The following is a 23,568-nucleotide window of genomic DNA, read 5'->3' on the forward strand; positions in this document are numbered from 1 at the left end:
CGCGCCCATGTTGACCCGTAAGTCCAAGACAAAAAAGACGTCACAAAGCACTGAGACTAAAAAGTCTGAGGGCGGTGTGCGCGAGACCATCTCCACAGTGATTTGGGCGCTTGGTATCGCGCTGATCCTGCGGACCTTTATTTTCCAGCCTTTTACCATCCCGACCGGGTCTATGTATCCGGGTCTGATGGAAGGCGATTACGTCATTACATCAAAATATTCTGTTGGGTACGGACGCTATGCGGCTTTGCCATTTCCGTTTCTGGATGTGGACGGGCGCTTGCTGGGTCGAGGGCCTGACCGCGGTGACGTCATTGTCTTCCGTCCCGACGGGATCGCGCAAAATTATATCAAACGTGTCGTAGGGTTGCCGGGGGACCGTATTCAGATGGTCGGCGGTATCTTGCACATCAATAATTCGCCAGTCGATATGAAGCTGGTTCGGAATGAAACCTACACACACCTCTCAAACGGTCAGGTCCAGGGCAGTTTCAATGCCGAACTGATCCAAGAAAAACTGCCGGGCGAGGCTAAACCGCATCTGATCTATGACGGCATCAAGAATAATGGCGCAGACGATACAACTGTTTTCACCGTGCCGTCCGGGCACTATTTCATGATGGGCGATAATCGCGACTTTTCCGGCGATAGCCGTGTGCCAGTTCGCCAGATGGGTGCGGGATACGTTCCCGCCGAAAACATTATCGGTCGTGCGGAATTTGTGCTGGCCTCGGTCAATGCAGACTTTGTGATCTACAAGCCTTGGACTTGGGCTAATTTTCGCGGCAATCGCTTCTTCAAGGGTATTGAATGAGCAACCTCGAGGCGCAGCGTTATAAACGCGTCGAGAAACTCGAACGCAGTCTCGACTACCGGTTCGATAATCGAAAACTGGCTATGCGGGCGCTTACCCATAGCTCTTATGGAGATGGCCATAGTTCCGCTCCCAATAATGAACGGCTCGAATTTTTAGGGGATCGCGTCTTGGGTCTGCTGACGGCGCGGGCCTTGTTTGACTATTCCTCAGAAACAGAAGGTACGCTGGCCCGCCGATTAAACGCGCTCGTCCGTAAGGAAATGTGCGCCACGGTCGCCCGTAAAATTGATCTCGGCCATTATGTTTTGATCTCTCCATCGGAAGAAAAACAGGGCGGGCGGGAGAAGACATCCATTCTCGGCGATACGTGTGAAGCGCTGATTGCGGCGCTTTATCTCGATGGTGGCATGGACGCCGTACAAGCTTTCTATGATCGTTTTTGGATGCCTGAGTTTAAGGCTGTGGTGTCCAAATCCGCTAAAGACCCGAAAACAGAGCTGCAAGAACGCGCGATGGCAGGTGGGCACGGATTGCCAGAATATAACGTCACTGAGCGGTCAGGGCCGGATCACGACCCGCTTTTCGTCATAGATGTTACTGTCTCCGGCATTGGAACCGCATCCGGCCGCGGCAAAAGTAAGCGCATTGCCCAACGACACGCCGCTCAAGAATTGATCGATATATGGACATGACACCCTCTAAGCCCTCAACTCGCAGCGGTTTTGCCGCCATTGTTGGTGCGCCCAATGCAGGCAAGTCGACGCTGACGAACCAGCTAGTCGGTGAGAAAGTCTCGATCGTTACGCATAAGGTTCAGACGACGCGGTTTCAGATCCGGGCGATTGCGATGCTCACCACAAGCGAAGGCGCGCGCGCGCAGGTTGTTCTGGTCGACACGCCCGGCATCTTTGAACCTCGGAAACAAGATCGCCTCTCCAAATCCATGGTGCATGCAGCTTGGCGCGGTGCAGATGATTCCAACGCGATTGCGCATATTGTCGATGCGGGCGCTTGGTATCGCAACGCAAAAGGCGAAGGCTCATCGCAGGATCGGCTCGCGAGCGAAGATACAGATCGAGTGATGGCAGGGCTGGCTAAACGCCAGAGGAAAGCCGTGCTCGTCCTGAATAAGATCGACACGGTTCCGACCGACGAACTTCTGCCCTTGATTGCTCATTTCGATGAGGTGGGCGGGTATGAGCGCATATTTGTCTTATCCGCGACGAAGGGGACGGGCGTCGAAGATTTGGCGACTTATCTTGCCGACGCCATGCCGGAAGGGCCTTTGCTTTATCCCGAAGATCAAGCAGCGGACATTCCGGTGCGCCTGATGGCGGCAGAGATCACGCGGGAGAAATTGTTTCTACGTCTGCATGATGAGCTGCCTTACGCCTCGATGGTCGAAACCGAAAAATGGACCGATCGTAAGGACGGCTCGGTTCGTGTTGATCAGATCATCTATGTCCGCCGGGGTACACAAAAGGGGATCGTGTTGGGGAAGGGCGGCGAGACCGTCAAAGCTATCGGCGCAGCGGCGCGCAAAGAGATGGAAGACTGGCTCGGCCGCCGCGTCCACCTCTTCCTTTTCGTGAAAGTCCGTGAAAACTGGATGGAAGACCGCGCCAGATATGCTGAAGCTGGCTTGGAGTTCGATGTTTAAACGCGTCTCCGGTATCCAAGTCTGATGGACTTTACCTCCGAAGCGATTGTGCTTCAGGCCCGTAAGCACGGCGAAACCTCTGCCATTATGGAGACGTTCACGCGAGACCATGGCCGCCATAAGGGCTTGGTGCGCGGTGGTGCCGGGCGGCGAATGCGCCCGCTCTTGCAGCCCGGCAACATTGTTGAAGTCGAATGGCGCGGACGGCTCGAAGAGCATTTAGGTTATTACACGGTCGAGATTGTTGAGGCGTTGGCTGGCGTCTTTATGGAAGACCGGCTGAGCCTTGCAGCGCTGAACAGCATTGCAGCTCTATCGCGAGAGATGTTGCCAGAAAAACAGCCGCTGCCCGATCTGTATGATGTGACCAAAATTGTGCTCGAACGGCTGAACGACCCTGAAATCTGGCCCGCGCTCTATGTCCGGTGGGAAAGTTTGCTCTTGCAGGGGCTTGGCTACGGTCTGGACCTGACGCGCTGCGCGGCAACGGAGACAACCGACAATCTGACCCACGTTTCACCGCGCTCTGGCCGCGCGGTGAGCGCCGAAGCTGCCGAGCCCTATCTGGATAAGCTGTTTCGCCTGCCGCCATTCTTGCGCGGGGAGCCTATCGCCTCACCAGAGGATGTCGGCGATGGGTTGAGATTGACAGGGCATTTTCTAGAGACGCGGGTTCAGTGGGAACGCAATCGGACGCTTCCAGAGGCCCGGCGTGTCATGGTCGAACGTTTGGTCGCCGATGGATTGGCTATCTTTCCCTAAGGCGGGACTTTTCAACGCTATTGGCGGGGATTTTCAAGGAATCGCCTGCTAGGCTGGACTTCTGATTCGACGCGGGAAACAGGACGATGGCGAAAACGAAAAAACCCAAGAATTCCGGCGGAGGTGCAACGCCGCATAATCCTGTGATCGAGGAACATATCGATAATGCGCTTTCTGCGCGGTATATGGCCTACGCTCTGTCGACGATTACACAGCGCGCCTTGCCGGATGTGCGCGACGGTTTGAAACCCGTCCATCGCCGCATTCTTTTCGCCATGCGCCAGTTAAAGCTGAATCCGGAAGGCGCTTACAAGAAATCAGCCCGGATCGTTGGCGATGTGATGGGTCAATTCCACCCACATGGTGACCAATCGATCTATGACGCGCTGGTCAAGCTCAGCCAGGAGTTTGCAACGCGCTATCCGCTGGTCGAAGGGCAGGGCAACTTCGGCAATATTGACGGCGATAGCCCCGCTGCCATGCGCTACACCGAAGCCAAGATGACGGCGGCAGGTATGTTGTTGCTCGAAGGCCTCGATGAAAACGCGGTCGATTTCAAAGCAACCTATAATGAGGAAGATGATGAACCCGTCGTCCTGCCAGCGGGCTTTCCAAACCTGCTAGCCAATGGTGCGCAGGGCATCGCGGTTGGCATGGCGACGTCGATCCCGCCGCATAATGTGGCTGAGATCTGCAATGCGGCTCTGCACCTTATCAAGACACCGAACGCGCGCGTTGAGACCTTGATGAACCATATTCTTGGACCGGATCTACCAACGGGGGGGATCATGGTCGAGCCTAAGGATAACATCTTGGAGGCATACCAAACTGGGCGCGGAAGTTTCCGGATCCGGTCGCGTTGGGCCGTCGAAGACACCGGACGGGGGACATACCAGATCGTCGTCACCGAAATTCCTTATCAGGTGCAGAAGTCCCGTCTGATTGAGAAGTTGGCCGAAGTCATTGAGAGTAAGAAGGCGTCAGGTCTGGCCGATGTGCGCGACGAGTCCGCCGAAGATGTTCGTATCGTCCTAGAGCCAAAATCTAAGAATATTGATCCCGCGATACTGATGGAAAGCCTGTTTAAAATCAGTGAGCTGGAGAGTCGTGTTAGTCTAAATATGAATGTGTTGGACGCCAACGGCGTGCCGCGTGTGATGGATCTGCGTGAGGTTATTCAGAGCTGGCTTGACCATCGTCGTGAGGTTTTGCTGCGCCGCACGAACCAGCGTCTCGGCAAAATTGCTGATCGATTAGAAGTACTTGACGGCTATCTTATCGCCTTCCTTAATCTCGACGAAGTGATCCGCATTGTTCGCTATGAGGACAAACCGAAAGAGGAGCTGATTGCAGCGTTTAACCTGACGGAACGGCAGGCCGACGCAATCCTCAATATGCGGTTGCGCGCGCTGAACAAGCTGCAAGAAATTGAGATTAAGACAGAGAGTGAAAGTCTGCGTGCGGAGCAAATCAAGCTCGAAGCGTTGGTTAGCTCGGACGCTCAGCAATGGGACACAATCTCGGGTCAAATTCGCGAGTTGCGTGACCTTTACGGGCCGAAGACTGATGCCGGCCGTCGCCGGACGACATTCGACTTAGCACCTGACCTCGATATTGATCTGTCGACGGCCTTCATCACCAAGGAGCCGATTACGGTCATCCTATCTGAAAAAGGCTGGATCCGGGCGTTGAAGGGCAAAGTCGACGATCTCGATACGCTGAAATTTAAAGAAGGCGACAAGCTCGCTTTTGCCGTTCACGCGGAGACGACCGATAAGATTATCCTCTTCGCCTCGAACGGAAAATTCTACACGCTGGGCGGTGACAAGCTGCCAGGCGGACGCGGTAATGGTGAACCAATCCGCCTCATGGTTGATCTGGAGAATGACCACATTCCCGTCGGTCTGTTTGTGCACGATCCAGAACGAACTCTCTTGGTCGCCTCATCAGAAGGCTATGGCTTCCGGGTTAAGGAAGCGGACATTGTCGCCTCAACCCGTGGCGGCAAGCAGGTCTTGAACGTAAAAGGTGATGCAGAGGCTGTTCGTGTGATTGAGGCCAAAGGCGACCGGATCGCAACAATTGGCGAAAACCGAAAGCTACTCGTGTTCAATCTAGACGAGGTGTCTGAACTGACTCGGGGGAAAGGGGTTCGTTTGCAACGCTACAAGGATGGCGGCCTCAGCGATATGACGACCTTCTCCTCCGAAGAAGGCTTGGCGTTCATCGATAGCGCTGGACGCCGTCAGGAAGTGCCGGATTGGCCGCAACATGAGGGATCCCGCGCTCAAGCGGGCCGAATGGCTCCCCGCGGCTTCTCTCGTCAAGGTCTGTTCGCGCCGGATAAGCGATTATAACCCTACAAACTTGTCGCTCAGTCCTGTCAGGCTCTGGTGATGACAGATAGCGACTGATCTGCGATCAGCGCCGCATGCGAATCCTACTGACGAATGATGATGGTGTCCGGGCGACGGGGCTTCAGGTGTTGCGACGGATCGCGGCAGACTTATCGGATGATGTCTGGGTCTGTGCGCCAGACAATGAACAGTCGGCTGCATCGCGCGGTGTTAGCCTGCATAATCCTGTTCGTTTGCGTCATCTTGATGAGCGGGTTTATTCCGTGACTGGCACACCGACGGATTCCGTCATTGTCGCCATGCGCGACCTGCTCGTTGATCATCCGCCGGATTTGGTTCTGTCCGGCGTCAATCGGGGGCAAAATTTGGCGGAAGATGTGACGTTCTCCGGCACCGTTGCCGGGGCGCTTCAAGGCATGCAGATGGGGGTCCCATCGATTGCCTTGTCGTTGGCGCGCGGCTTTCAGGGCGCGACGTCATTGCCGTGGGAAACGGCCGAAGCGCATGGCGCCGATATCGTACGGACATTGCTTGAAAAAGGCTGGCCCGAGCGAGTCGTGATGAATGTGAATTTCCCCGACAAAGCGCCCGATGAAGTCCGGGGTGTGCAGTACACAAGGCAAGGCCATCGTGACTTCCAAATGAGTCATATCGACAAGCGCGATCATCCTCGTGGCGGTGATTATTATTGGCTGACTTACGGTGCGAAGAAGTCGAACCCGGACAAAGGGACAGATCTCCGCGCAATTTATGACGGCTTTATCTCGGTTACGCCGCTCCACACCGACCTCACCCATGAGGGGACGCTGGCGCGCCTGCCAGAGACGTGAATTTCGATCCACGGCTCGTGGATATGGTCATGCGGCTGCGGTCGCGTGGGATCAGTGATTCCGGGACGCTACGTGCGATGGAGCAAGTGCCGCGAAAAGCGTTTCTAACGCCGGAGCTATCAGAGCGTGCCTATGAAGAGATCGCTTTGCCTATCGCCTGTGGACAGCAAGTGAGTGCGCCTCTGACGACAGCGCTGTTGGTGCAGATGCTGGCCCCGACGGATCGTTCCAAAGTGCTGGAAATTGGCGGTGGATCAGGCTGGATGTCAGCTGTTCTATCACGACTGGCGCGCCGGGTTTATTCGGTTGAACGTTATGTCGGCCTCGTCTCGAACGCGGAAACACGGTTCAGAACACTCGGGATCCATAATGTTGAAATTCGTCATGGCGATGGTCGTTATGGCTGGCCGGGCCAAGCCCCCTTTGACCGGATCGTGCTCGGATGCGCCGTACGGGCCATTCCGGAAAAAGTTATGGATCAGCTGAGCCCGAATGGTCGCCTCGTTGCTGTCGTTGACGGGACGCTGACGCTGGTCGAAAAGGCCCGCAAACATGTGACGGAAACGGAGCTAATGCCGCTCGACCTCCCTATGATCGAAGCGGGCAAGTCGAAAACGCTTTAGGGCTATTCGGTTTCCGGGCGGTGATCCCGCGACAAAAGGTCGACCACGGCTTCATCCACGCTGATAGACCCGTCTAAAATACCCGCCAGTGCGAAACTGATCGGCATGTCGACGCCGTGCTGTTGGGCCAAAAGCTTGAGCGCTGGGGCGGTCGCAACCCCTTCCGTCACGGCCAAGCGGCCCTGCAGGATGTCTTCCAATTTTTCACCACGACCGAGCGCGAGGCCGCAGCTCATATTGCGGCTCATTTCGGAACTACAGGTTAGGACTAAATCTCCGAGTCCGCAAAGTCCGGTCAGCGTCTCGGGGCGCGCGCCAAGGGCTTTACCAAGTCGCGTCATTTCGGCAAAACCACGCGTCATGATGGCGGCATGCGCGGATCGTCCGAGCTCCTTGCCAAGCACAATGCCGCAGACGATGGCGAGGACATTCTTGACCGCGCCGCCAATTTCCGCGCCCATCACATCATCGGTCAGATAGGGTCGGAAGGTGGGCGCTGCACAGGCTTCCACCAAAGCCGCGCCGACCGTTTCATCGGCGCAGGCCAGAGTGACGGCTGTGGGTAGGCCGCGTGCCACATCGGCAGCGAAGGATGGTCCTGACAGGACCGCCGGAATCGCGTCTGGCATGACGTCTCGCAACACATCCGCCATGAAGGCTCGAGTGCTGATTTCAATGCCTTTTGAACATAGGAGGACCGGCGTACTTGCGGCGATATACGGAACAAAAGCGGCCAAAGTCGCGCGGGTGTGCTGCGCCGGGGCGACTGACAGAATGGCGTCAGAACCTGCAAGGTCGGCGGGGTCAGAGGTCGCCCGCAATTTTGGATCAAGCGGAACACCATCCAGATAGCACTCATTGACGTGCCGCTCATTGATCGCCTCGGCGCAATCCGGCTCAAAACTCCAAATCGTGACGTCACGCCCAGTCTTGGATAATGTTTGCGCCAGTGCCGTGCCCCATGCGCCCGCACCAATGACACCGATTTTCTGATAGCTCATGCTGGAGGCTCCGTTGCGATGACGCTCGGTCGCTGAGACATTTGTTCGTACCAGCCGGCTAGAGTATCGTTCCCATTCCGCCAGTCGATACTGCCGTGACGAAGGTCAAGATAAGCGAGAGCGCAGACCAGCGCGATGGCGCCGGGAGTAAATGCCTGCGGTAAGCGGCGTGCAAGTTCAGGCAAGGTTTGCCTGATCGATGTCTCGCAATGCGTCACCCAGCCAGGAGACTGCTCCGATTTAGGTCGTCTGCGTTCCAGTGTTATGGAAACTGCGCGATCGGTCATACCGTCAGCGAGGGCGAGCAAGATCGAGTCGGACCATCCTTCTGGAGTAGAAAGATGAGACCCTGCACTCGCGAGAAATTCGCAGATAACCCGGCTGTCCACAATTATTTCACCAGCGTCGGTTTCAAACGCTGGAACCATTCTGAGAGGGTTAGGGTGGCTGGTTTCGCCTGCTAGAACGTTGATAGTCACGAAATCGAGCCGATCAGCAAGTTGGGTTTCTATCGCCGTTATCCGGCATTTGCGGACGAAGGGTGAGGTGAGGGAGCCATAGAGTTTCATGATTTGGGTCCTTTGCGTCCCGAGCCCGATGCTGGCGCTGTTCGAGCCGAATCCCCATCAAGGGGCCAACGGGGCCGTGCTGGGGCGTCTAGAGTATCAATGCGCCCCGCTGAGAGTCGTTCCAGTCCCGCTAAGGCGATCATCGCGGCATTGTCGCCGCAAAATTCTAGCGGTGGGAAGAATGTTTGAAAATCATGATGTTGAGCCGTGTTGTTGAGGCTATCTCTTAGAGTCTGGTTCGCCGCAACGCCGCCTGCGACAACGAATCGGTAGGGTCCAGTGCGATGTTGTTTGAATGCCTTCATGGCGCGCTCTGTTCGGTCCACGAGGCAATCTGAGACCGCTCGTTGAAAGGAGGCTGCAAGATCGGCTTTGGCCGCATCGGACTGATCCGATGCTTCAAAAGCGCGCGCGACGGCCGTCTTCAAACCAGCAAAGGAGAAGTCGCAACTGTCCCGATCCAGTAGAGGGCGCGGTAGTCTGATCGCTCGGTCGTCGCCTTTGGCAGCCCATCGTTCAACATTGGGACCGCCGGGGAAACCCAGACTCATGACTTTCGCTGTCTTGTCAAAAGCTTCACCAGCCGCATCGTCGATAGTCGATCCGAGGCGCGTATAGTCCCCCAAACCTTGCACGCTCAGTAATTGCGAATGACCGCCGGATACCAGCAACAGCAAATAAGGGAAGGCGCAGTCCTCTGTAAGACGTGGCGAAAGGGCGTGGCCCTCGAGATGGTTGACCGCGATCAGCGGGATGTTCAGGCTGACGGATAGACCTTTCGCCGCCATCAAGCCGGTAATGACGCCGCCGATCAGGCCCGGCCCAGACGTGGCTGCAATCGCCGATAAGTCGATATAGTCAACATCAGCTTCGGTGATAGCTTGGTCGATAATCGATTCGATCTTACTCATATGCGCGCGTGCGGCGATCTCAGGCACGACACCACCAAACGGCGAATGAGCCTCATCTTGGGAGGCGACAATGTTGGATAATAGTCCGCGTTCCTCACAAATGACAGCCGCAGCCGTCTCATCGCAGCTGCTTTCGATACCGAGTATGATGGCAGGGGACTTCATGGATTGCGTCTTGATGGATTGCGTCGGAGCTTGTGTCGCGGTTAAAGGCACGCCGCTCACCTAAGGGAGGCTCGGACCGCTTGCAACAGACCCGCCACATCGGCACGCGCGGCAGCCCGCTCGCACTTTATCAAGCCCGTTGGGTTCAAAGCCTGCTGGTTGAGCGTGATCCGGACACGGATTGGCAGATTCGAATCCTCAAAACATCCGGTGATCAGATCAAAGGTGAACTCAAGGATTTCGGCGGGAAGGGTCTTTTTACACGGGAGTTGGAAGAGGCGTTGCTGGATGGCCGCATCGATTTAGCGGTCCATTCGATGAAGGATGTCCCAACGGTCGGTCATGAACGATTGATCATTCCGGCGCTCTTGCCGCGCGAAGACCCACGTGACGCCTTCATCTCGGTCAAACACGCGTCGATTGATGACTTGCCCGCCGGGGCGATGATTGGGTCTGCTAGTCTGCGCCGTCGGGCACAGCTGGCTACTCTGCGTCCGGATGTCCAATTCTGCCTGCTGCGCGGCAATGTGCAAACGCGCCTCAAAAAGCTCGAAGCCGGTGTCTGTGATGCCACCTTTTTGGCTGTGGCAGGGCTCAACCGTCTGGGCGCGGGCGACCGGATTACTCAGGCTGTGCCAACGGAACTCATGTTGCCGGCGCCCGCACAGGGCGTTGTCGGGGTTGAGACGCGTCGGGACGAGGTGCAGCTGCGCGAAACACTCTCGGGGTTGAATGATAAGGCCGCTGAGATGTCGATCACCGCGGAACGCGCTTTTCTCAGAGCTTTGGATGGTTCTTGCAGAACGCCGATTGCTGCGCTCGCTGAATTCACTGGAAGCAAATTAGGGTTTCGCGGGGAGGTGTTGGCTAAGGATGGGAGTCTGCGCTTTGCCTGTGTCGACGCCAAGGACGTCATATCGGTGGGTGACGCCTATGATTTTGGTTTCGCAATGGGTGAAACGTTAAGAATCGAAATCGACGGACGGATTACTTTTGACGACTAGGATATGGATTACGCGAACGGAGCCTGCGGCCCAGCGCAGCGCAGACGCGTGGCGCGAGGCAGGGTTCGAGCCAGTGATTGCGCCGCTACTGACGGTTCATCCCATCCCTCAAACAGAAGCGATTTCTGATCAGGCGACTCTCATATTTACGTCAGCTCACGGTGTGCGGCATTGCGGGATCAAAGGGCACGGGCGTCTTATTTATACGGTGGGCGATGCGACTGCATGTGTCGCGCGGGAGTACGGGTTCAGCCATATCGTTTCCGCAGGTGGAGACTGGAAGTCATTGGTTCAAGCTATTGAAATAACAGAAAACCCTATTGTCCACATGTCAGGAGAGACAATTAGAGGTGCCGTTGTCGAGACTCTCACAGAGCGTGGTATGCGAGCGCGTCGCCAGATCGTTTACACCACGAACTCGGTAACAAATTGGCCAGTAGATTTGGAACAAATCGAAGCGGTGGCACTTTACTCTCCTATGGCTTCTAGCACGCTGATGACGCTCCCTAAGCGTGACCTGTCGAACCTAACGGCTTACTGTTTGAGCCCGAACGTGGCTGCGCCATTAGGGCGCCTGAAAACCCGGATTGCTGAACGTCCAACCGAGGCCGCGCTGATCGCTTGCAGCCGACCCGCAGAGGTTTAGGATAGGGACGTGACCGACTCTGATGAAATCTTGATCCTTGAGCCTGACGTGTTGGATTCTGATGATCCGGCGATGAACGACGTCTATGTAACTGACCGTCGACCGCGCTGGCCTTTCGCCCTCTTAGGCGGAGCTTTGCTGGGATTCGCGACCGCGTTTGCAGCGAGCTGGTTCATCCGGCCCACTCCATTTGACCCGGCGCCCGTACAGGCAGAAATGGCTGCGTTGAAAAGCGAACTGGTAGAATTGCGAAATCGTCCGGCCCCTGTCATTCCGAAAGTTGATCTATCTCCGCTCAATCGACGAATTCTCGCGCTTGAAGCCCGACCCACGGTCGAACCCTTGAGCCAAGAGATCGTTGAGCGCATGGAGGCTTTGCAGGCGAGGGGGTTCGAATTACCTGAAATTCCAGCAGAAATGCAGGACTTGTCGGCGCTTGAGGACAGAGTCACAGTCTTGGAAACGCAGCTACAAGACCAGGCGGAACAAGTCTCTCTATTGGCAGACACATCGTTGTCAGTAACGAGCGTCGTTGAAGCTGAAGCGCCGTCCGAACCTTATGTCGATCCTAGCTCTTTGCCGCGCTTTCCTGCGAATGTGTTGCGCGATGGTGCAACGCAATTGTCAGGTGGCGGCCTGATCCGACGCGTTTTCTCTCAGCATGTCAAAGTTCGGGGTAGTGAAGATCCAGAGCTGTTGATCGCTTCGATAGAACGCGATCTTGCCGACGGTCGCCCCCGCGCGGCGTTGAAAACATTCGACCAATTGCCATCACAACTGCGCACGCTCGCGCGCGGTTGGCGCGCTGACATGGAGGACGCGGTCCAATGAGCAAATATCTAATTGCGCTTTTGGTCTTCATTGCTCTGCTGGCGGGCGCGCTTCTTTTCGTTGGAGATAATGCAGCACTGATCATAACCTCATCGGCCCAAGATGGCCTGTTGGCGTTTCCTCCCATTGAAATGACATTCCAAGCCGTGATCCTATTTGGTACGGCGCTTATGGTCGGCACGATCGCGCTCTGGTCGATTTTGCTGTGGATCTGGCGTTTACCGCGACGGCTTAAGTCTGGCGTGGGCATGCGCAAGCGCAATCGCGCCATTGACGCGATGGAAGAGGCGCTGATTGCCGGGGCCGAGGGCGATATAGACCGGGCTCGTAAAGCATCAGCGCGCGTGCGTGACTTGGCGGGCTCAACTGATCTCGGCCATATCATCAGCGCTACGGCGGCTGAAGCTTGTGGTGATAGCGATGCGGCCGTCGAACATTACTCTGCCATGCTGGATAGTCCAAAGACACGACCAACCGCGCAACGAGGCTTGGCACAGGCAAAACTCGCGACGGGCGACCTACCGGGCGCAGTCGAGGCGGCGCGGGAAGCGTTTGACCAGAATGTGCAAGCGCGATGGGCCTTTGACACTCTGTTTAAGGCGCTCGTCGCTGATTATCGCTGGACCGAAGCTCGTGATGTGCTGGAAAAAGGTCGCGCCGCGAAACATATTACGGGAGATGTCTTCAGCCGACGCCGCGCTGTCCTGCTTTCAGCGGAAGCGGATTACTGGATGGACCACGGTCAGCACGATAAATCACTCGAATTGGCACAGTCTGCCTTGAAGGACGCTCCAGACTTCGCACCGGCCGCTGCAATTGCTGCGTATGAACTGACGGCGACTGGCGGCCAGAAGAAAGCGGCTTCGCTGCTGGAGCGAGCGTGGAAAAGCGCGCCGCATCCCGCGATCGCGATTGCTTATCTCGATCTTTATCCCGGTGAAAGTGTCGACACCCAGGGCAGCCGTCTAAAACGGTTTATCGCCTCTGATCCTGAGCATCGCGAAGCCGAACTGCTGATGATTGATCATCACTTGCGCGCAAAACGTCCCGTCGACGCACTCTCGCTTCTGTCTCCGCTGTTAAGCGAGGATGAGCCGACGGCACGGTTATGTTTGCTTGCGGCACAGGCAGAACGTGATTTGGACAATGAAGCGGATGCCCGTCTCTGGACGGAACGGGCTGCGACCGCCCCGCATGAACTAGATTGGTCAGACCTTGACCCTGAAGGCCCCGGATTCGCCTATGAGCCACAAGATTGGCGGCGATTGGTGTTCTCCTATGGGGACACGGGCGCGTTGGTCCACCCGCGCGCAGAGCGACAAGAGTCTGTGCGTCGCCCGACACCAGAACCCAATACCGAACCCCTTCGTCTCGTCGCACCAGAAATCGACGCCGACCCTGACCTCGCGCAGCGCTTTGACGATCTTTTGGACGGTGAGGATGAGCCCTCAAAAGACTGATGAATCCTAGTTGATACGGGCCAGAGCCGTCGCTATATCACCGCCTCGCCAGAGCGCGCGTGCCGCATTAGCTCAGCTGGTAGAGCATCACATTCGTAATGTGGGGGTCGGGTGTTCAAGTCACCCATGCGGCACCAGTCTGGCTCATCGATATTTCATTTCGAACTAATCGTGCCGGTTTCTGGGCTCATAATTTCGATAAAATGTTGCAAAGCTGTTGCGCTGCATTAGGCCTATCGCGCGCTTTAGATCTATCACTTCAAAGACTTGGCAACGCTAGACTTATGACCGACAAATCGATCTTCAAGCGAGCTTCCAAGAAATTGTTTGGACGAACATCTCGGGAAAATCCGGTTGAGATTATCCGTGAAGACTATGATCTCGACGCTCTGCTGACCCTCATTTTGGGTGTCTCACCAGAACAAGAGGTGAGCGAGTATTACCAGAACCAAAAGGATTCAGATCGACCTCTAGAGTCTTTGATGAATGAATTGCTGGAGTCTGGGAGAGTGCAAAGTCGACTGTCGGACATCCGACAGAAAAAAGACGCGGGTAAGACCGATCTACACCGTCTATCGCAATTGCTGGAATTGATGCTGGGACATGGTGTGACCGACGAGGATGTTCAGTATCGCGTCCGAAAAATGAATGAGAGTAGGAGCCCTCTTGGGGCCTTTGATGACATCTTCAAATCTGAAAGATTTGAAGAACGGGTCAACTCAATGAAGAACTTGTTCGTTAATCCTGGCCACTTTTACAGTCCGGTCGTTGATGTGAAGAGTTTGCCGTTTGAAGATCTCAAAACGATGGCCACGCCGTCGGTCAATGATATTGAAATCGATAAAGCCGCAATGATTGAGATGTGGAACGCGCTGGTTCCCTTCATGAAAACTCTACCGTTTCCGAAAGATAAAACGGATGACTTCCGGTACTATTTCAACAACCCCGCTTTCAACTTTGGCGATGCCGCCGTTTACTTTGGGCTCCTGCAGAAACTTAAGCCGAAAAAGGTCATCGAAGTTGGATCGGGTTACTCATCGGCTCTACTGCTAGACACCGTCGATAGATTTTTCGAGCACCATCCCGACATTACCTTCATCGACCCATATCCGGAGCTGGTGAGAACCCTCGTCGATGAGGATCAGGATAATGTCTCGATCATTGCGAAAAATGTTCAGGACGTTGACCTGGATGTGTTCGAACAGCTCGGGGCGGGCGATATCCTCTTCATCGACTCAACTCACATTCTTAAAACACACTCGGATGTGCTGTGGGAACTGACAGAAATTTTGCCTCGTTTAGCGCCGGGTGTGATCATTCACTTTCACGATATTTTCTGGCCATTCGAATATCGAGAGCTATGGATCAAAAACCCACCCAGATCTTGGAACGAGGTCTATGCGCTACAGCTCTTCCTCATGAATCAAACCGATTATGAGATCATGTTCTTCAATGACTATTTCGCGATGCAATGCACCGAGCAGGCGAATAAGGATATTCCGGGATACGCGACGTCAGACAGCGCGGGGTTATGGCTACGAAAGACAGAGAGTCGATCGTAGGGCCGTCGCCCCTCTGATATCTGCAGACGGAGTCTCTTAGGCGAACGCTTGCATCAGTAGTGAGTTGATCAAATAGTTCTGAACCCACCAAATCGCGATCAGGGCTAAGATCGGCGACAGATCAAACGTACCTAGATTGGGTAGAAGTTTGTTCTGCAAATCTCGGAAAGGTTGAAGAATTGGGCCGGTGATCGTCCGAATACCGTGATAAATCTGCGGCGCGATTTGTCCGCGCATATTCAAAATACCGAACATGAACAGCCAAGACATGACGACTTCGATGAAAATCACGAAGGTCATGAAGCTCAGGATCATCGAAATGATCATAAGAATGGATTGTGCGAAGGTCATAAGGTCGAACTAGCCACCATGGGTCGGTCTCGCAAGCGTGCAATCACGCTCCGCTGAAGATCAACCCTTCTGCCCGACCCGGTAGATCGTCGGGACATTCGCTTCGATACATTCGATGACGGCGCCAGCAATGTCCTTGCCCGTCGCTTTTTCGATGCCCTCTAGGCCGGGTGAGGAATTGACCTCTAGGATTTTCGGACCAGAATCAGATCGTAAAATATCAACGCCTGAGACATCAAGGCGAAGTATCTTCGCAGCCCGTATCGCGGCGCGGCGTTCCTCCTTTGAGAGTTTGACCGTCTTGACCGATCCGCCTTGGTGGACATTGGATCGGAAATCACCCTCTGCGGCTGTGCGCATCATGGATCCGACAACCTTTCCATTGACCACAAAGGCCCGAATATCGCTGCCTGCAGCTTCTTTGACAAATTCCTGAACCAGAAAATGTGCGTTCAGCCCGCGAAACGCGTCGATGAGTGCGGACGCGGATTTTCGCGTTTCAGCAAGGACAACGCCGCGCCCTTGTGTCGATTCAAGGAGTTTCACGACAGCGGGACTGCCACCGACTAGGTCGAGAATATCTTTAGTATCGCGTGCGCTCTTTGCAAAAGCTGTCGTTGGCATGCCAAGACCGTGTTGAGCCAAAAGCTGGTGTGCCAACAATTTGTCGCGCGATTTTCCGATACTGTCTGCCGTATTCAGAACGTAAACGCCCATCGCCTCAAACTGCCGCACTACGGCCATGCCGTAAAAGGTCAGAGAGGCGCCAATCCGGGGAATAATAGCATCATACCGGTCGAGCGGTTTGCCTCTGTAATGGACCTCAGGTTTGTGCCCGTTGATCGCCATATAGCATCGCGAAGTGTAGATCGTCTCGATTGTGTGGCCCCGGGATTCGGCGGCTTCGATCATCCGAGTGTTGGAGTAATTGGAAGGGCTTTGTGTCAGAATGCCGATGCGTAAAGGACGCTGCTGAACAGCAGATTTCCGACGTTTCTTATAGACAGAATAAGAAAGTTGCTCCTGCAAAAAGCTTTCTGTCGGTCGGACACTCATGTCGTCTTGGATCGCAGACCGACCGAGTAGCATCCGGTAGCCCATTGTCTCGCGATTGGTCAGGCTGATTTCAATGAGTTGGGTTTTTTCACCGATCTTAGCCATGGCTTCGATCACATAACGAAGTTCAGTGTGCCCGTTGGAAGAGGTCACCGCGCGCTTGTCCTTAACGCGCGCGGAACACACGACCTCAATCGATGGATCACTGGGGTCCGGGTGCATGATGAAGCGGACTTGTGGTTTGGCTTCAGACCCAAACGGCTCGACTCGAACGGCATGGAGCGCTGACGTTTTTGCGCCCGTATCGACCTTTGCCTTGATGGCGGGCAGCCCCAAGTCCGGCAACGCCACCCATTCTTCCCACCCCAATGGAAATTTTGGCGGTAGGATGGTTTCATTCGTCATGAAGGTTCTTCCTGATGCGGCATCGCGATACTTGTAGCGCGCCCTATTACGCAGTAGTCCCTGTGGCGAGTGTCGAAACAAAAATTACACGGGAAATACCTGTTCATGGATAGTAACGAACCAAACGACGAAATCGATCCAATTGTGCGCGAAAGCATGGACTATGATGTTGTGATCGTTGGCGCGGGACCCGCAGGTTTGTCAGCGGCCATTCGGTTAAAGCAACTGAACCCAGACACATCAGTCGTTTTGTTGGAAAAAGGGTCGGAAGTCGGGGCGCATATTCTCTCGGGCGCAGTGCTCGACCCGATTGGGCTCGAAAAGCTGTTCCCGGATTTCCGCAATGATGCCTCTTGCCCCGTCAAACAGGAAGTAACGTCGGATCATCTTGCCGTTCTCGGTAAGGCAGGTTCACTGCGCTTGCCTAATTTCATCATGCCGCCGCTCATGAGTAATCACGGCAAATATGTCGTATCGATGGGCGCAGTGGCGCGCTGGATGGGCGAACAAGCTGAAGCGCTCGGGGTTGAAATCTTCCCGGGCATGTCATGCTCGCAACTCATCTACCGCGAAGATGGCAGCCTAAAGGGCGTCGTTGCTGGTGAATTCGGCTATGAAAAAGACGGGTCCAAAGGGCCGAACTATGAACCGGGCATGGAATTGCACGGCAAATATGTTTTCCTCGCGGAAGGTGCTCGCGGATCGCTCTCTCAAATCGCCATGAAAACCTACAACCTCAGAGACGGGGCCAACCCACAAAAGTTCGGTCTTGGCATGAAAGAAATCTGGGAAGTTAAACCAGAGCACCACCAAGCCGGTAAAGTCTACCACTCGACTGGCTGGCCGTTAGGTATGAAGCGAGGCGGCGGATCTTTCTTGTACCATGCCGAAAACAATCAAGTTTTCCTCGGCATGATCGTCGACCTCAACTACGAAAACCCCAACGTCTATCCCTATATGGAATTCCAACGGTGGAAGCATCATCCGGACGTGGCTGCCGTACTCGAAGGCGGCAAACGCATCTCCTATGGCGCGCGCGTTGTGACTAAGGGTGGGTATCAATCCATCCCTCAAGCGGCATTCCCAGGCGGCGCGCTGCTCGGCTGTTCGGTCGGCCTCGTGAACTTGCCGCGCATTAAGGGCAATCATAATGCGATGCTTTCAGGTGTCGCGGCGGCGGAAGCGGCCAACCGGGCTTTGAAAGCCGGGCGCTCTGCGGACACATTATCTGATTATGATCAAGAAATTCATGACGGCGAAATCGGTGCGGATCTTCGCCCGGTTCGCAACGTCGCGGCTCTGAACGGTCGGTTCGGACCTTTCTTGGGTGGGATGTTAATGGGCGGCCTTGATATGTGGCTGCAAACCCTGTTCAAGTTCAGCCCGTTCGGGACTCTGCCTCATAAGAAAAATGACGCCAAGTCGACCGACAAGGCGGCCAATCACAAGCTGATTGACTATCCGAAGCCTGACGGGGTTCTGTCCTTTGATCGCCTAACAAATGTTAGCTTCACCAACACCTATCATGGCGAAAATCAACCGAGCCATTTGAAGCTAATTGACCAGAGCATTCCGATCGACGTCAATCTGCCGATTTATAACGAGCCGGCGCAGCGTTACTGTCCGGCAGGCGTTTATGAGGTCGTGGTTGAAGATGGCAAACAGCCCGCGTTCGTCATCAATGCCCAGAATTGCATTCACTGCAAAACTTGCGACATCAAGGATCCGTCTGAGAATATTCTCTGGACGGTTCCAGAGGGCGGCGGCGGGCCGAATTATGCGGGCATGTAAACCGCCCGTTGTCGGTGCAATCTGACCGAATTGTTAAGGCGTTGGGTCTGTCCGGGCCCAAGCCATCCTGTTAGAGGCCGTGCATGATGTTTCGTTCTTTCTGCCTTTCGGCTGCTTTCGCTCTGATCCCTATCGGTTCATCCTTTGCCGCTGAAACTGCCTTCGAGGGCGAACGCGCGCGGATGCTGGGCGATTATTTGTCCGGGAGCTATGCGCGCTATCTGAATGATCCCAAGGCCCAGTCGCAATTCTTTCAAGATGCATTCAGCCTCGCACCGACGGATAATCGTTTGGGTCGCTTGGCTGTCTATTCGGCTCTTTTTTCCGGGGATCGAAAGCTAGCACGTGACACGGCTGAGCGTCTTTACCGCCAAGACAAATCGGAGAGCATGTCTCGCGCTGTTTTAAGTGTCGATGCCTTTGCCAAAGGTCGTACCGCCCGAGTCCGTAAATATGCGACAGAGCCGACCGCAGATATTACCATGGGCATCGCGATGAACATCGTTCTGGGTTGGACCTTGGTCGATGAAGGTAAGCATGAGGCGGCGCGTAAGGTTTTTTCTGAAATGGGCGGTGCGACCTATTTCACTCATCTGGGGCAACTCCAATTGGCAAAGTTAGAAGGACGATTGGGCAATATTGAAGCCGCTCAAGCGGCTTTTGATGCGGTCGAAGATAGCGGCCTCGCACCCTTGGAATATGGATTAGCGCGGGCCCGGTTTGAGGCGGCCAATAAAATGCCGGCCGAAGCCCAAGCGCGTCTGCAGGCGATGATCGATGATAACCCTGCCGCCGATATTGGTCCGGTGGGGTCTTATCTTGATCGTTTAAAGACGGGCAAGCGACTGCCCAAATTGTCTGTTCGGGCTGAAGCGGCAAGGGCTTTGACGGAGCCATCTTTCGCCTTCTTCGTGCGTAATAATTCTACAGAAGGCGGGGAAACATTTCTACGCTTTGCGCGCTGGGTGGATCCAGATTTCGATCGCGCGGCGGTCTGGCTCGCAGGCTTATTGGAGGAGACGCATCCGGTGATGGACGATGTCACCCGTGCAGAAGTGGTCGCCTTGTATCAGTCAGTGGATGAAGACAGCCCTTATTTTGTGAATGCGCGCTTGGGGGAAGCGAACCAGCTTTTTGATCAGAAAATTGATGAGCCTGCGCTGCAAATTCTTCAATCGCTCGCGATGAGCCATCCGTCCTATTTCACCCGCGAGGCCTTAGGTCGTGCGCGGTTCTTCCGGGAGAATTGGAAAGAGGCGCTGCCATTCTACACGCAGCTTGTTGAGAGCCTGTCTGACGATGACCTGAAGGCGAACCCAGAGCCGCTGCGCCTACGTGGTATTATTTATGAACGGCTGGGTATGTGGCCTGACGCGGAGGCGGACTTTCTACGAGTGCTCGATTATCAACCCGATGACGCCGATACGCTCAACTACCTTGGCTATACGTGGGTTGATCGCGGTGAGAACCTCACACGAGGATTTGAACTGATCGAACGGGCGGTCGAACTCGAACCGGATTCCGGGGCGATCATCGATAGTCTTGGCTGGGCTCATTACAAACTCGGCCAGTATGATGATGCCAAAAAATATCTCGAACAAGCGGTCGTGCTAACCCCATATTCGGCGACGATTATTGATCATTTAGGCGATGCCTATTGGAAATTGGGCCGCAAGCGCGAAGCAACCTATCAGTGGCAACGTGCGCTAGAATATGACGCGACAGAGGAAGAAGCGATCGCGATCCAATTGAAGCTTGATAGCGGGCCTGACGCCATTCCTGCGCAATAAGGGGCTAGCGCTATGCTGTGCCGCGCCAAGATCAATCTGACGCTGCATGTTGGCGCCCCAATGGCGGTAGGGGCATGGGCGGGATATCATCCTATTGAAAGCCTTGTTGTCTTCGCGGATTATGGTGACCAGATTCAATTCGAACCCTCGGACCATCCGTCTCTAACCATAGATGGCCCGTTCGGGCATGACCTAACGCCGGGATCAGATAACTTAATCGTGAGGGCGCTAGACCTTTGTGACGCCCGATCTCAGGCGGTCCGGTTGACCAAAAACCTTCCCTTATCCTCGGGTCTTGGTGGCGGGTCAGCCAATGCTGCCGCCGTTCTGCGCACCTTTGACCCTGCAGGTTTGGTGGATGCCAGCGCGATTGGTGCTGATGTTCCAGTCTGTCGTCTGTCGCAAACGGCGATGATGGAGGGCGTCGGGGATGTGGTCACAGCGTTGTCAGGTCTAGGCCGATTGCCTGCGGTGCTGGTCAATCCTGGAGTGGCTATGTCGACGGCGCGAATATTTGCGCATTATGACGCGCTTTCGCCGCCTGCGGTTCCGGCAAAAACAGCGTTAAACGGATCTCTGCTAGATCGAGCTCGGTCGGGTATGAATGATCTTCAGGCAGCCTCGATTCTTGAAGCCCCGATCATCGGCGACGTGTTGGACGCAATATCCCAACAGCCCGGCTGTCAGTTGGCGCGGATGAGTGGCTCTGGAGCTACCTGCTTTGGACTGTTTGAGACGATGCAGGCTGCGGAAGTCAGCGCGAAGACACTCAGCGCGAACGGCTGGTGGAGTGTTGCGACGTGGTTGGGGGAGGCAGCATGATTGGGCCGATCAGCATCAATGCGTTAGTCGCCTTGCAGATTTTCGGATTGGCATTTTTCGTGTCCTTAGCTGTGACAGGTTTTGCGCGTCTCGGTGGTCTCGGCGACATACCGGACCATCGGTCGAGCCATTCGCGCGTAACACCAACCGGCGGCGGTCTTGGTGTCATTGCAGGGATCGGCGCCGCCATTTTATTGGCGGCAACCCTGCATCAGGATTGGATCATCACTCAGCCCGGTAGCGCGGAGAAGTTGGCTACGCTGTTGTCGCTGACCTTTGCCATATCCTTTCTTGGCTTTGTCGATGACCGATACGGCCTTCCGACGAAGTTTAAAATGGGTCTGATTTTGGTCATTTCGACATTAGCGGCCAATGCAATTGGGTCCGTGACCATGCTGCCGTTTAGTGGAGATCACATCTATCTCCTCTGGTGGTCCGGTTTGGCGGGAACGATCCTATGGCTGTTCACGGTCAGCAATGCTGTCAACTTCATGGACGGTATTAACGGCATGTTTGGGACGTGTTTGGCCATCGCCAGTACCGCTCTCTGCGCCTTGGCGGTCAAAGCTGGCGCGCCCGTGACAGCGTTGATTTCCGGGTCCTTAGCGGCGGCGCTATTCGGCTTTTTGCCCTATAATTTGCGCGGCAAGGCAACCGTGTTTTCTGGCGATTGTGGGGCGTTAGGTGCGGCGTTTCTTTATGCAGGGGCAGTTTTGTTTTTAGTTCATGAGCAACCAGAGTTACGTCTACTCTACGCCGGCCCGCTGTTGATCTTGCCGCTGCTGACTGATGTCCTCATCACTTTAATTAGAAAGCCGATGAAGGGCATCGCAATGATGGCCCCGCACAATACGCATCTTTATCAGCGCTGGGCACGAAAACGCGGCGGGCATGTGGAGGTTACGCTCATCTATGCGGGCGTGGTCACGCTGATGGGGGTTCTCGTCCATGACGCTTATGGCCGTGGGACGTTGGGGTCGATGTCGGGTTTGGCGCTTCTGTCCGGCCTGTTCGTCTGTCTCTATGCCGTCAGGTCGGCAACGCTCCCGGATTAGGACGCGCGCGACACCACATAGGCGGCCAAGTTTTGCAGGCAGTCCCGTAGGGGCGACTCTTCGAATATATCCAGTGCCTCAATCGCTTCGACAGAGAAGCGCCGCGCCATTTGAATGGTCTCATCCAGCGCGCCAGATTTACGCAGGATTGATACGGCCCGTTGCAGATCCAGATCATCTTGATCGCGATCCACCACGACTTTACGCCAGAAATCGCGTTCTGTTGCGTCGGCCTTGGCCAATGCGCGGATTACGGGCAGCGTCATCTTGCCTTCGCGGAAATCGTCACCAACAGACTTGCCAAGGGCGGCCTGTTGTCCGCCATAATCTAGGGCATCGTCGATCAGTTGGAAGGCGAGGCCAAGCTTCAGACCATAGTCCCGCAGAGCCGCACGTCGCGTGTCGTCTAAGCCAGCGATTACAGGCGAGACTTCGGTCGCCGCTGCAAACAAAGCCGCCGTTTTCGCCTTAATGACGTCCATATAGTCGGCTTCGCTCATGGCGAGATTGCGCAGGCTGGCGAGCTGTTGGACTTCGCCTTCAGCGATGACGGAGGCCGCATTGGACAGAATTCCGAGAGCCTCCATCGATCCGGTTTCAACCATCAGATTGAACGCGCGGGCAAATAGGAAATCACCAACTAAGATTGATGCGCTATTGCCCCAAATTAGGTTGGCGGGCTTTTTGCCGCGCCGTAGGTCAGACTCGTCGACCACATCATCATGCAGCAGCGTCGCGGAGTGGATAAACTCAACAGCCGCGGCCAGCTTGTGATGGGCTTCACCTTTATATCCGCAAAGACGCGCCGTCGCGACGGTCAGAAGGGGACGCAACCGTTTGCCGCCCGCCCCAACCAAATGCTGGGCGAGATCAGGGATCATGCCGACAGGCGAATGCATCCGTTCAAGGATGATCGCATCAACGGCGCCCATATCGTCCGCGCTGATCGTCCAGAGTTGCTGCGCTGGCGAAAGCGCATCATCTTGCTGTATCTGAGCCGGAGCGGTCAAATCGTAACACCCTTCAATTGTGCCCGTTAGTTAAGTGCGTGGTCGCTCTCGCACAAGTGACAAAGAGGTGTGGGATGACAGCTTGCAATT

Annotated in this window: 22 protein-coding genes and 1 tRNA gene; 17 read left to right on the forward strand and 6 right to left on the reverse strand. The window is 55.2% G+C overall.

Annotated elements, in window-relative coordinates; translation table 11 throughout:
* Positions 1-7 precede the first annotated feature (7 nt).
* From lepB to QQL54_RS04465, 7 genes are all read left to right on the forward strand, one after another.
* Positions 8-814 (forward strand): signal peptidase I, encoded by an 807-nt coding sequence (lepB, locus tag QQL54_RS04435; protein ID WP_284388010.1) that lies wholly within the window; start codon positions 8-10, stop codon positions 812-814.
* Positions 811-1,509 carry a ribonuclease III gene (rnc, locus tag QQL54_RS04440; RefSeq protein WP_284388012.1) on the forward strand — a complete coding sequence of 233 codons (699 nt, stop codon included), beginning with the start codon at positions 811-813 and terminating at the stop codon, positions 1,507-1,509. The genes lepB and rnc overlap by 4 nt, the downstream gene beginning before the upstream one ends.
* The gene (era, locus tag QQL54_RS04445; RefSeq protein ID WP_284388014.1) at positions 1,506-2,477 is read left to right on the forward strand and encodes a GTPase Era; all 972 of its coding nucleotides are present in this window, start codon (positions 1,506-1,508) and stop codon (positions 2,475-2,477) included. Before rnc ends, era begins: the two co-directional genes overlap by 4 nt.
* 24 nt (positions 2,478-2,501) lie before the next feature.
* A complete protein-coding gene (recO, locus tag QQL54_RS04450) occupies positions 2,502-3,239 on the forward strand; it encodes a DNA repair protein RecO (protein WP_284388016.1) in 738 nt (245 codons plus the stop codon).
* 86 nt (positions 3,240-3,325) lie between these two features.
* Entirely contained in the window at positions 3,326-5,596 is a 2,271-nt protein-coding gene (gene parC, locus QQL54_RS04455; protein ID WP_284388018.1) for a DNA topoisomerase IV subunit A, read from the forward strand.
* Positions 5,597-5,670: 74 nt separating this feature from the next.
* Complete coding sequence (surE, locus tag QQL54_RS04460) at positions 5,671-6,426, forward strand: 5'/3'-nucleotidase SurE (RefSeq protein WP_284388020.1); 756 nt, start codon at positions 5,671-5,673, stop codon at positions 6,424-6,426.
* Positions 6,423-7,049: a protein-L-isoaspartate(D-aspartate) O-methyltransferase gene (locus QQL54_RS04465; RefSeq protein WP_284388022.1), complete on the forward strand. Its 627-nt coding sequence runs from the start codon at positions 6,423-6,425 to the stop codon at positions 7,047-7,049. The genes surE and QQL54_RS04465 overlap by 4 nt, the downstream gene beginning before the upstream one ends.
* A 2-nt stretch (positions 7,050-7,051) precedes the next feature.
* Here the strand turns inward: QQL54_RS04465 and QQL54_RS04470 are convergent, their stop codons facing one another.
* The 3 genes from QQL54_RS04470 to tsaD are packed head-to-tail and all read right to left on the reverse strand — an operon-like array spanning position 7,052 to position 9,695.
* Positions 7,052-8,050 carry an NAD(P)H-dependent glycerol-3-phosphate dehydrogenase gene (locus QQL54_RS04470; protein ID WP_284388024.1) on the reverse strand — a complete coding sequence of 333 codons (999 nt, stop codon included), beginning with the start codon at positions 8,048-8,050 and terminating at the stop codon, positions 7,052-7,054.
* Positions 8,047-8,619 carry a glutathione S-transferase family protein gene (locus tag QQL54_RS04475; RefSeq protein WP_284388026.1) on the reverse strand — a complete coding sequence of 191 codons (573 nt, stop codon included), beginning with the start codon at positions 8,617-8,619 and terminating at the stop codon, positions 8,047-8,049. The genes QQL54_RS04470 and QQL54_RS04475 overlap by 4 nt, the downstream gene beginning before the upstream one ends.
* Positions 8,616-9,695: a tRNA (adenosine(37)-N6)-threonylcarbamoyltransferase complex transferase subunit TsaD gene (gene tsaD / locus QQL54_RS04480; RefSeq protein WP_284388028.1), complete on the reverse strand. Its 1,080-nt coding sequence runs from the start codon at positions 9,693-9,695 to the stop codon at positions 8,616-8,618. The genes QQL54_RS04475 and tsaD overlap by 4 nt, the downstream gene beginning before the upstream one ends.
* 80 nt (positions 9,696-9,775) lie before the next feature.
* Here tsaD and hemC point away from each other — a divergent pair, with 80 nt between their 5' ends.
* The 6 genes from hemC to QQL54_RS04510 all read left to right on the forward strand — a co-directional run bounded on the left by hemC (position 9,776) and on the right by QQL54_RS04510 (position 15,198).
* Complete coding sequence (gene hemC / locus QQL54_RS04485; protein ID WP_284388031.1) at positions 9,776-10,699, forward strand: hydroxymethylbilane synthase; 924 nt, start codon at positions 9,776-9,778, stop codon at positions 10,697-10,699.
* Positions 10,689-11,345, forward strand: coding sequence for a uroporphyrinogen-III synthase (locus QQL54_RS04490; protein WP_284388033.1), 657 nt, complete (start codon positions 10,689-10,691; stop codon positions 11,343-11,345). The genes hemC and QQL54_RS04490 overlap by 11 nt, the downstream gene beginning before the upstream one ends.
* A gap of 9 nt (positions 11,346-11,354) precedes the next feature.
* Positions 11,355-12,176 (forward strand): GumC domain-containing protein, encoded by an 822-nt coding sequence (locus QQL54_RS04495; protein WP_284388035.1) that lies wholly within the window; start codon positions 11,355-11,357, stop codon positions 12,174-12,176.
* The gene (locus QQL54_RS04500; protein ID WP_284388037.1) at positions 12,173-13,636 is read left to right on the forward strand and encodes a heme biosynthesis HemY N-terminal domain-containing protein; all 1,464 of its coding nucleotides are present in this window, start codon (positions 12,173-12,175) and stop codon (positions 13,634-13,636) included. The genes QQL54_RS04495 and QQL54_RS04500 overlap by 4 nt, the downstream gene beginning before the upstream one ends.
* Before the next feature lie 61 nt (positions 13,637-13,697).
* Positions 13,698-13,773: transfer RNA gene (locus tag QQL54_RS04505), tRNA-Thr, on the forward strand.
* 147 nt (positions 13,774-13,920) lie between these two features.
* Complete coding sequence (locus QQL54_RS04510; RefSeq protein ID WP_284388039.1) at positions 13,921-15,198, forward strand: class I SAM-dependent methyltransferase; 1,278 nt, start codon at positions 13,921-13,923, stop codon at positions 15,196-15,198.
* A gap of 36 nt (positions 15,199-15,234) precedes the next feature.
* Here the strand turns inward: QQL54_RS04510 and QQL54_RS04515 are convergent, their stop codons facing one another.
* Together QQL54_RS04515 and rimK are read right to left on the reverse strand one after the other, a co-directional pair.
* Positions 15,235-15,549 carry a YggT family protein gene (locus QQL54_RS04515; RefSeq protein WP_284388041.1) on the reverse strand — a complete coding sequence of 105 codons (315 nt, stop codon included), beginning with the start codon at positions 15,547-15,549 and terminating at the stop codon, positions 15,235-15,237.
* Between the two features lie 60 nt (positions 15,550-15,609).
* Positions 15,610-17,010 carry a 30S ribosomal protein S6--L-glutamate ligase gene (gene rimK, locus QQL54_RS04520; RefSeq protein ID WP_284388043.1) on the reverse strand — a complete coding sequence of 467 codons (1,401 nt, stop codon included), beginning with the start codon at positions 17,008-17,010 and terminating at the stop codon, positions 15,610-15,612.
* A 132-nt stretch (positions 17,011-17,142) separates the two neighbouring features.
* Between rimK and QQL54_RS04525 the strand changes: the two genes are divergently transcribed.
* The 4 genes from QQL54_RS04525 (at position 17,143) to QQL54_RS04540 (ending at position 22,468) form a co-directional block, all read left to right on the forward strand.
* A complete protein-coding gene (locus tag QQL54_RS04525; protein ID WP_431355924.1) occupies positions 17,143-18,801 on the forward strand; it encodes an electron transfer flavoprotein-ubiquinone oxidoreductase in 1,659 nt (552 codons plus the stop codon).
* Between the two features lie 83 nt (positions 18,802-18,884).
* A complete protein-coding gene (locus tag QQL54_RS04530) occupies positions 18,885-20,591 on the forward strand; it encodes a tetratricopeptide repeat protein (RefSeq protein ID WP_284388047.1) in 1,707 nt (568 codons plus the stop codon).
* 12 nt (positions 20,592-20,603) lie between these two features.
* On the forward strand, positions 20,604-21,413 hold the full coding sequence (locus QQL54_RS04535; protein ID WP_284388050.1) for a 4-(cytidine 5'-diphospho)-2-C-methyl-D-erythritol kinase: 810 nt from the start codon (positions 20,604-20,606) through the stop codon (positions 21,411-21,413).
* Complete coding sequence (locus QQL54_RS04540; protein ID WP_284388052.1) at positions 21,410-22,468, forward strand: glycosyltransferase family 4 protein; 1,059 nt, start codon at positions 21,410-21,412, stop codon at positions 22,466-22,468. Before QQL54_RS04535 ends, QQL54_RS04540 begins: the two co-directional genes overlap by 4 nt.
* On the opposite strand, the gene QQL54_RS04545 is transcribed toward QQL54_RS04540, so the two are convergent.
* On the reverse strand, positions 22,465-23,478 hold the full coding sequence (locus QQL54_RS04545; protein ID WP_284388054.1) for a polyprenyl synthetase family protein: 1,014 nt from the start codon (positions 23,476-23,478) through the stop codon (positions 22,465-22,467). The genes QQL54_RS04540 and QQL54_RS04545 overlap by 4 nt on opposite strands.
* Positions 23,479-23,568: the final 90 nt, after the last annotated feature.

Source organism: Algimonas ampicilliniresistens, from assembly GCF_030159955.1.
Lineage (GTDB): Bacteria > Pseudomonadota > Alphaproteobacteria > Caulobacterales > Maricaulaceae > Litorimonas > Litorimonas ampicilliniresistens.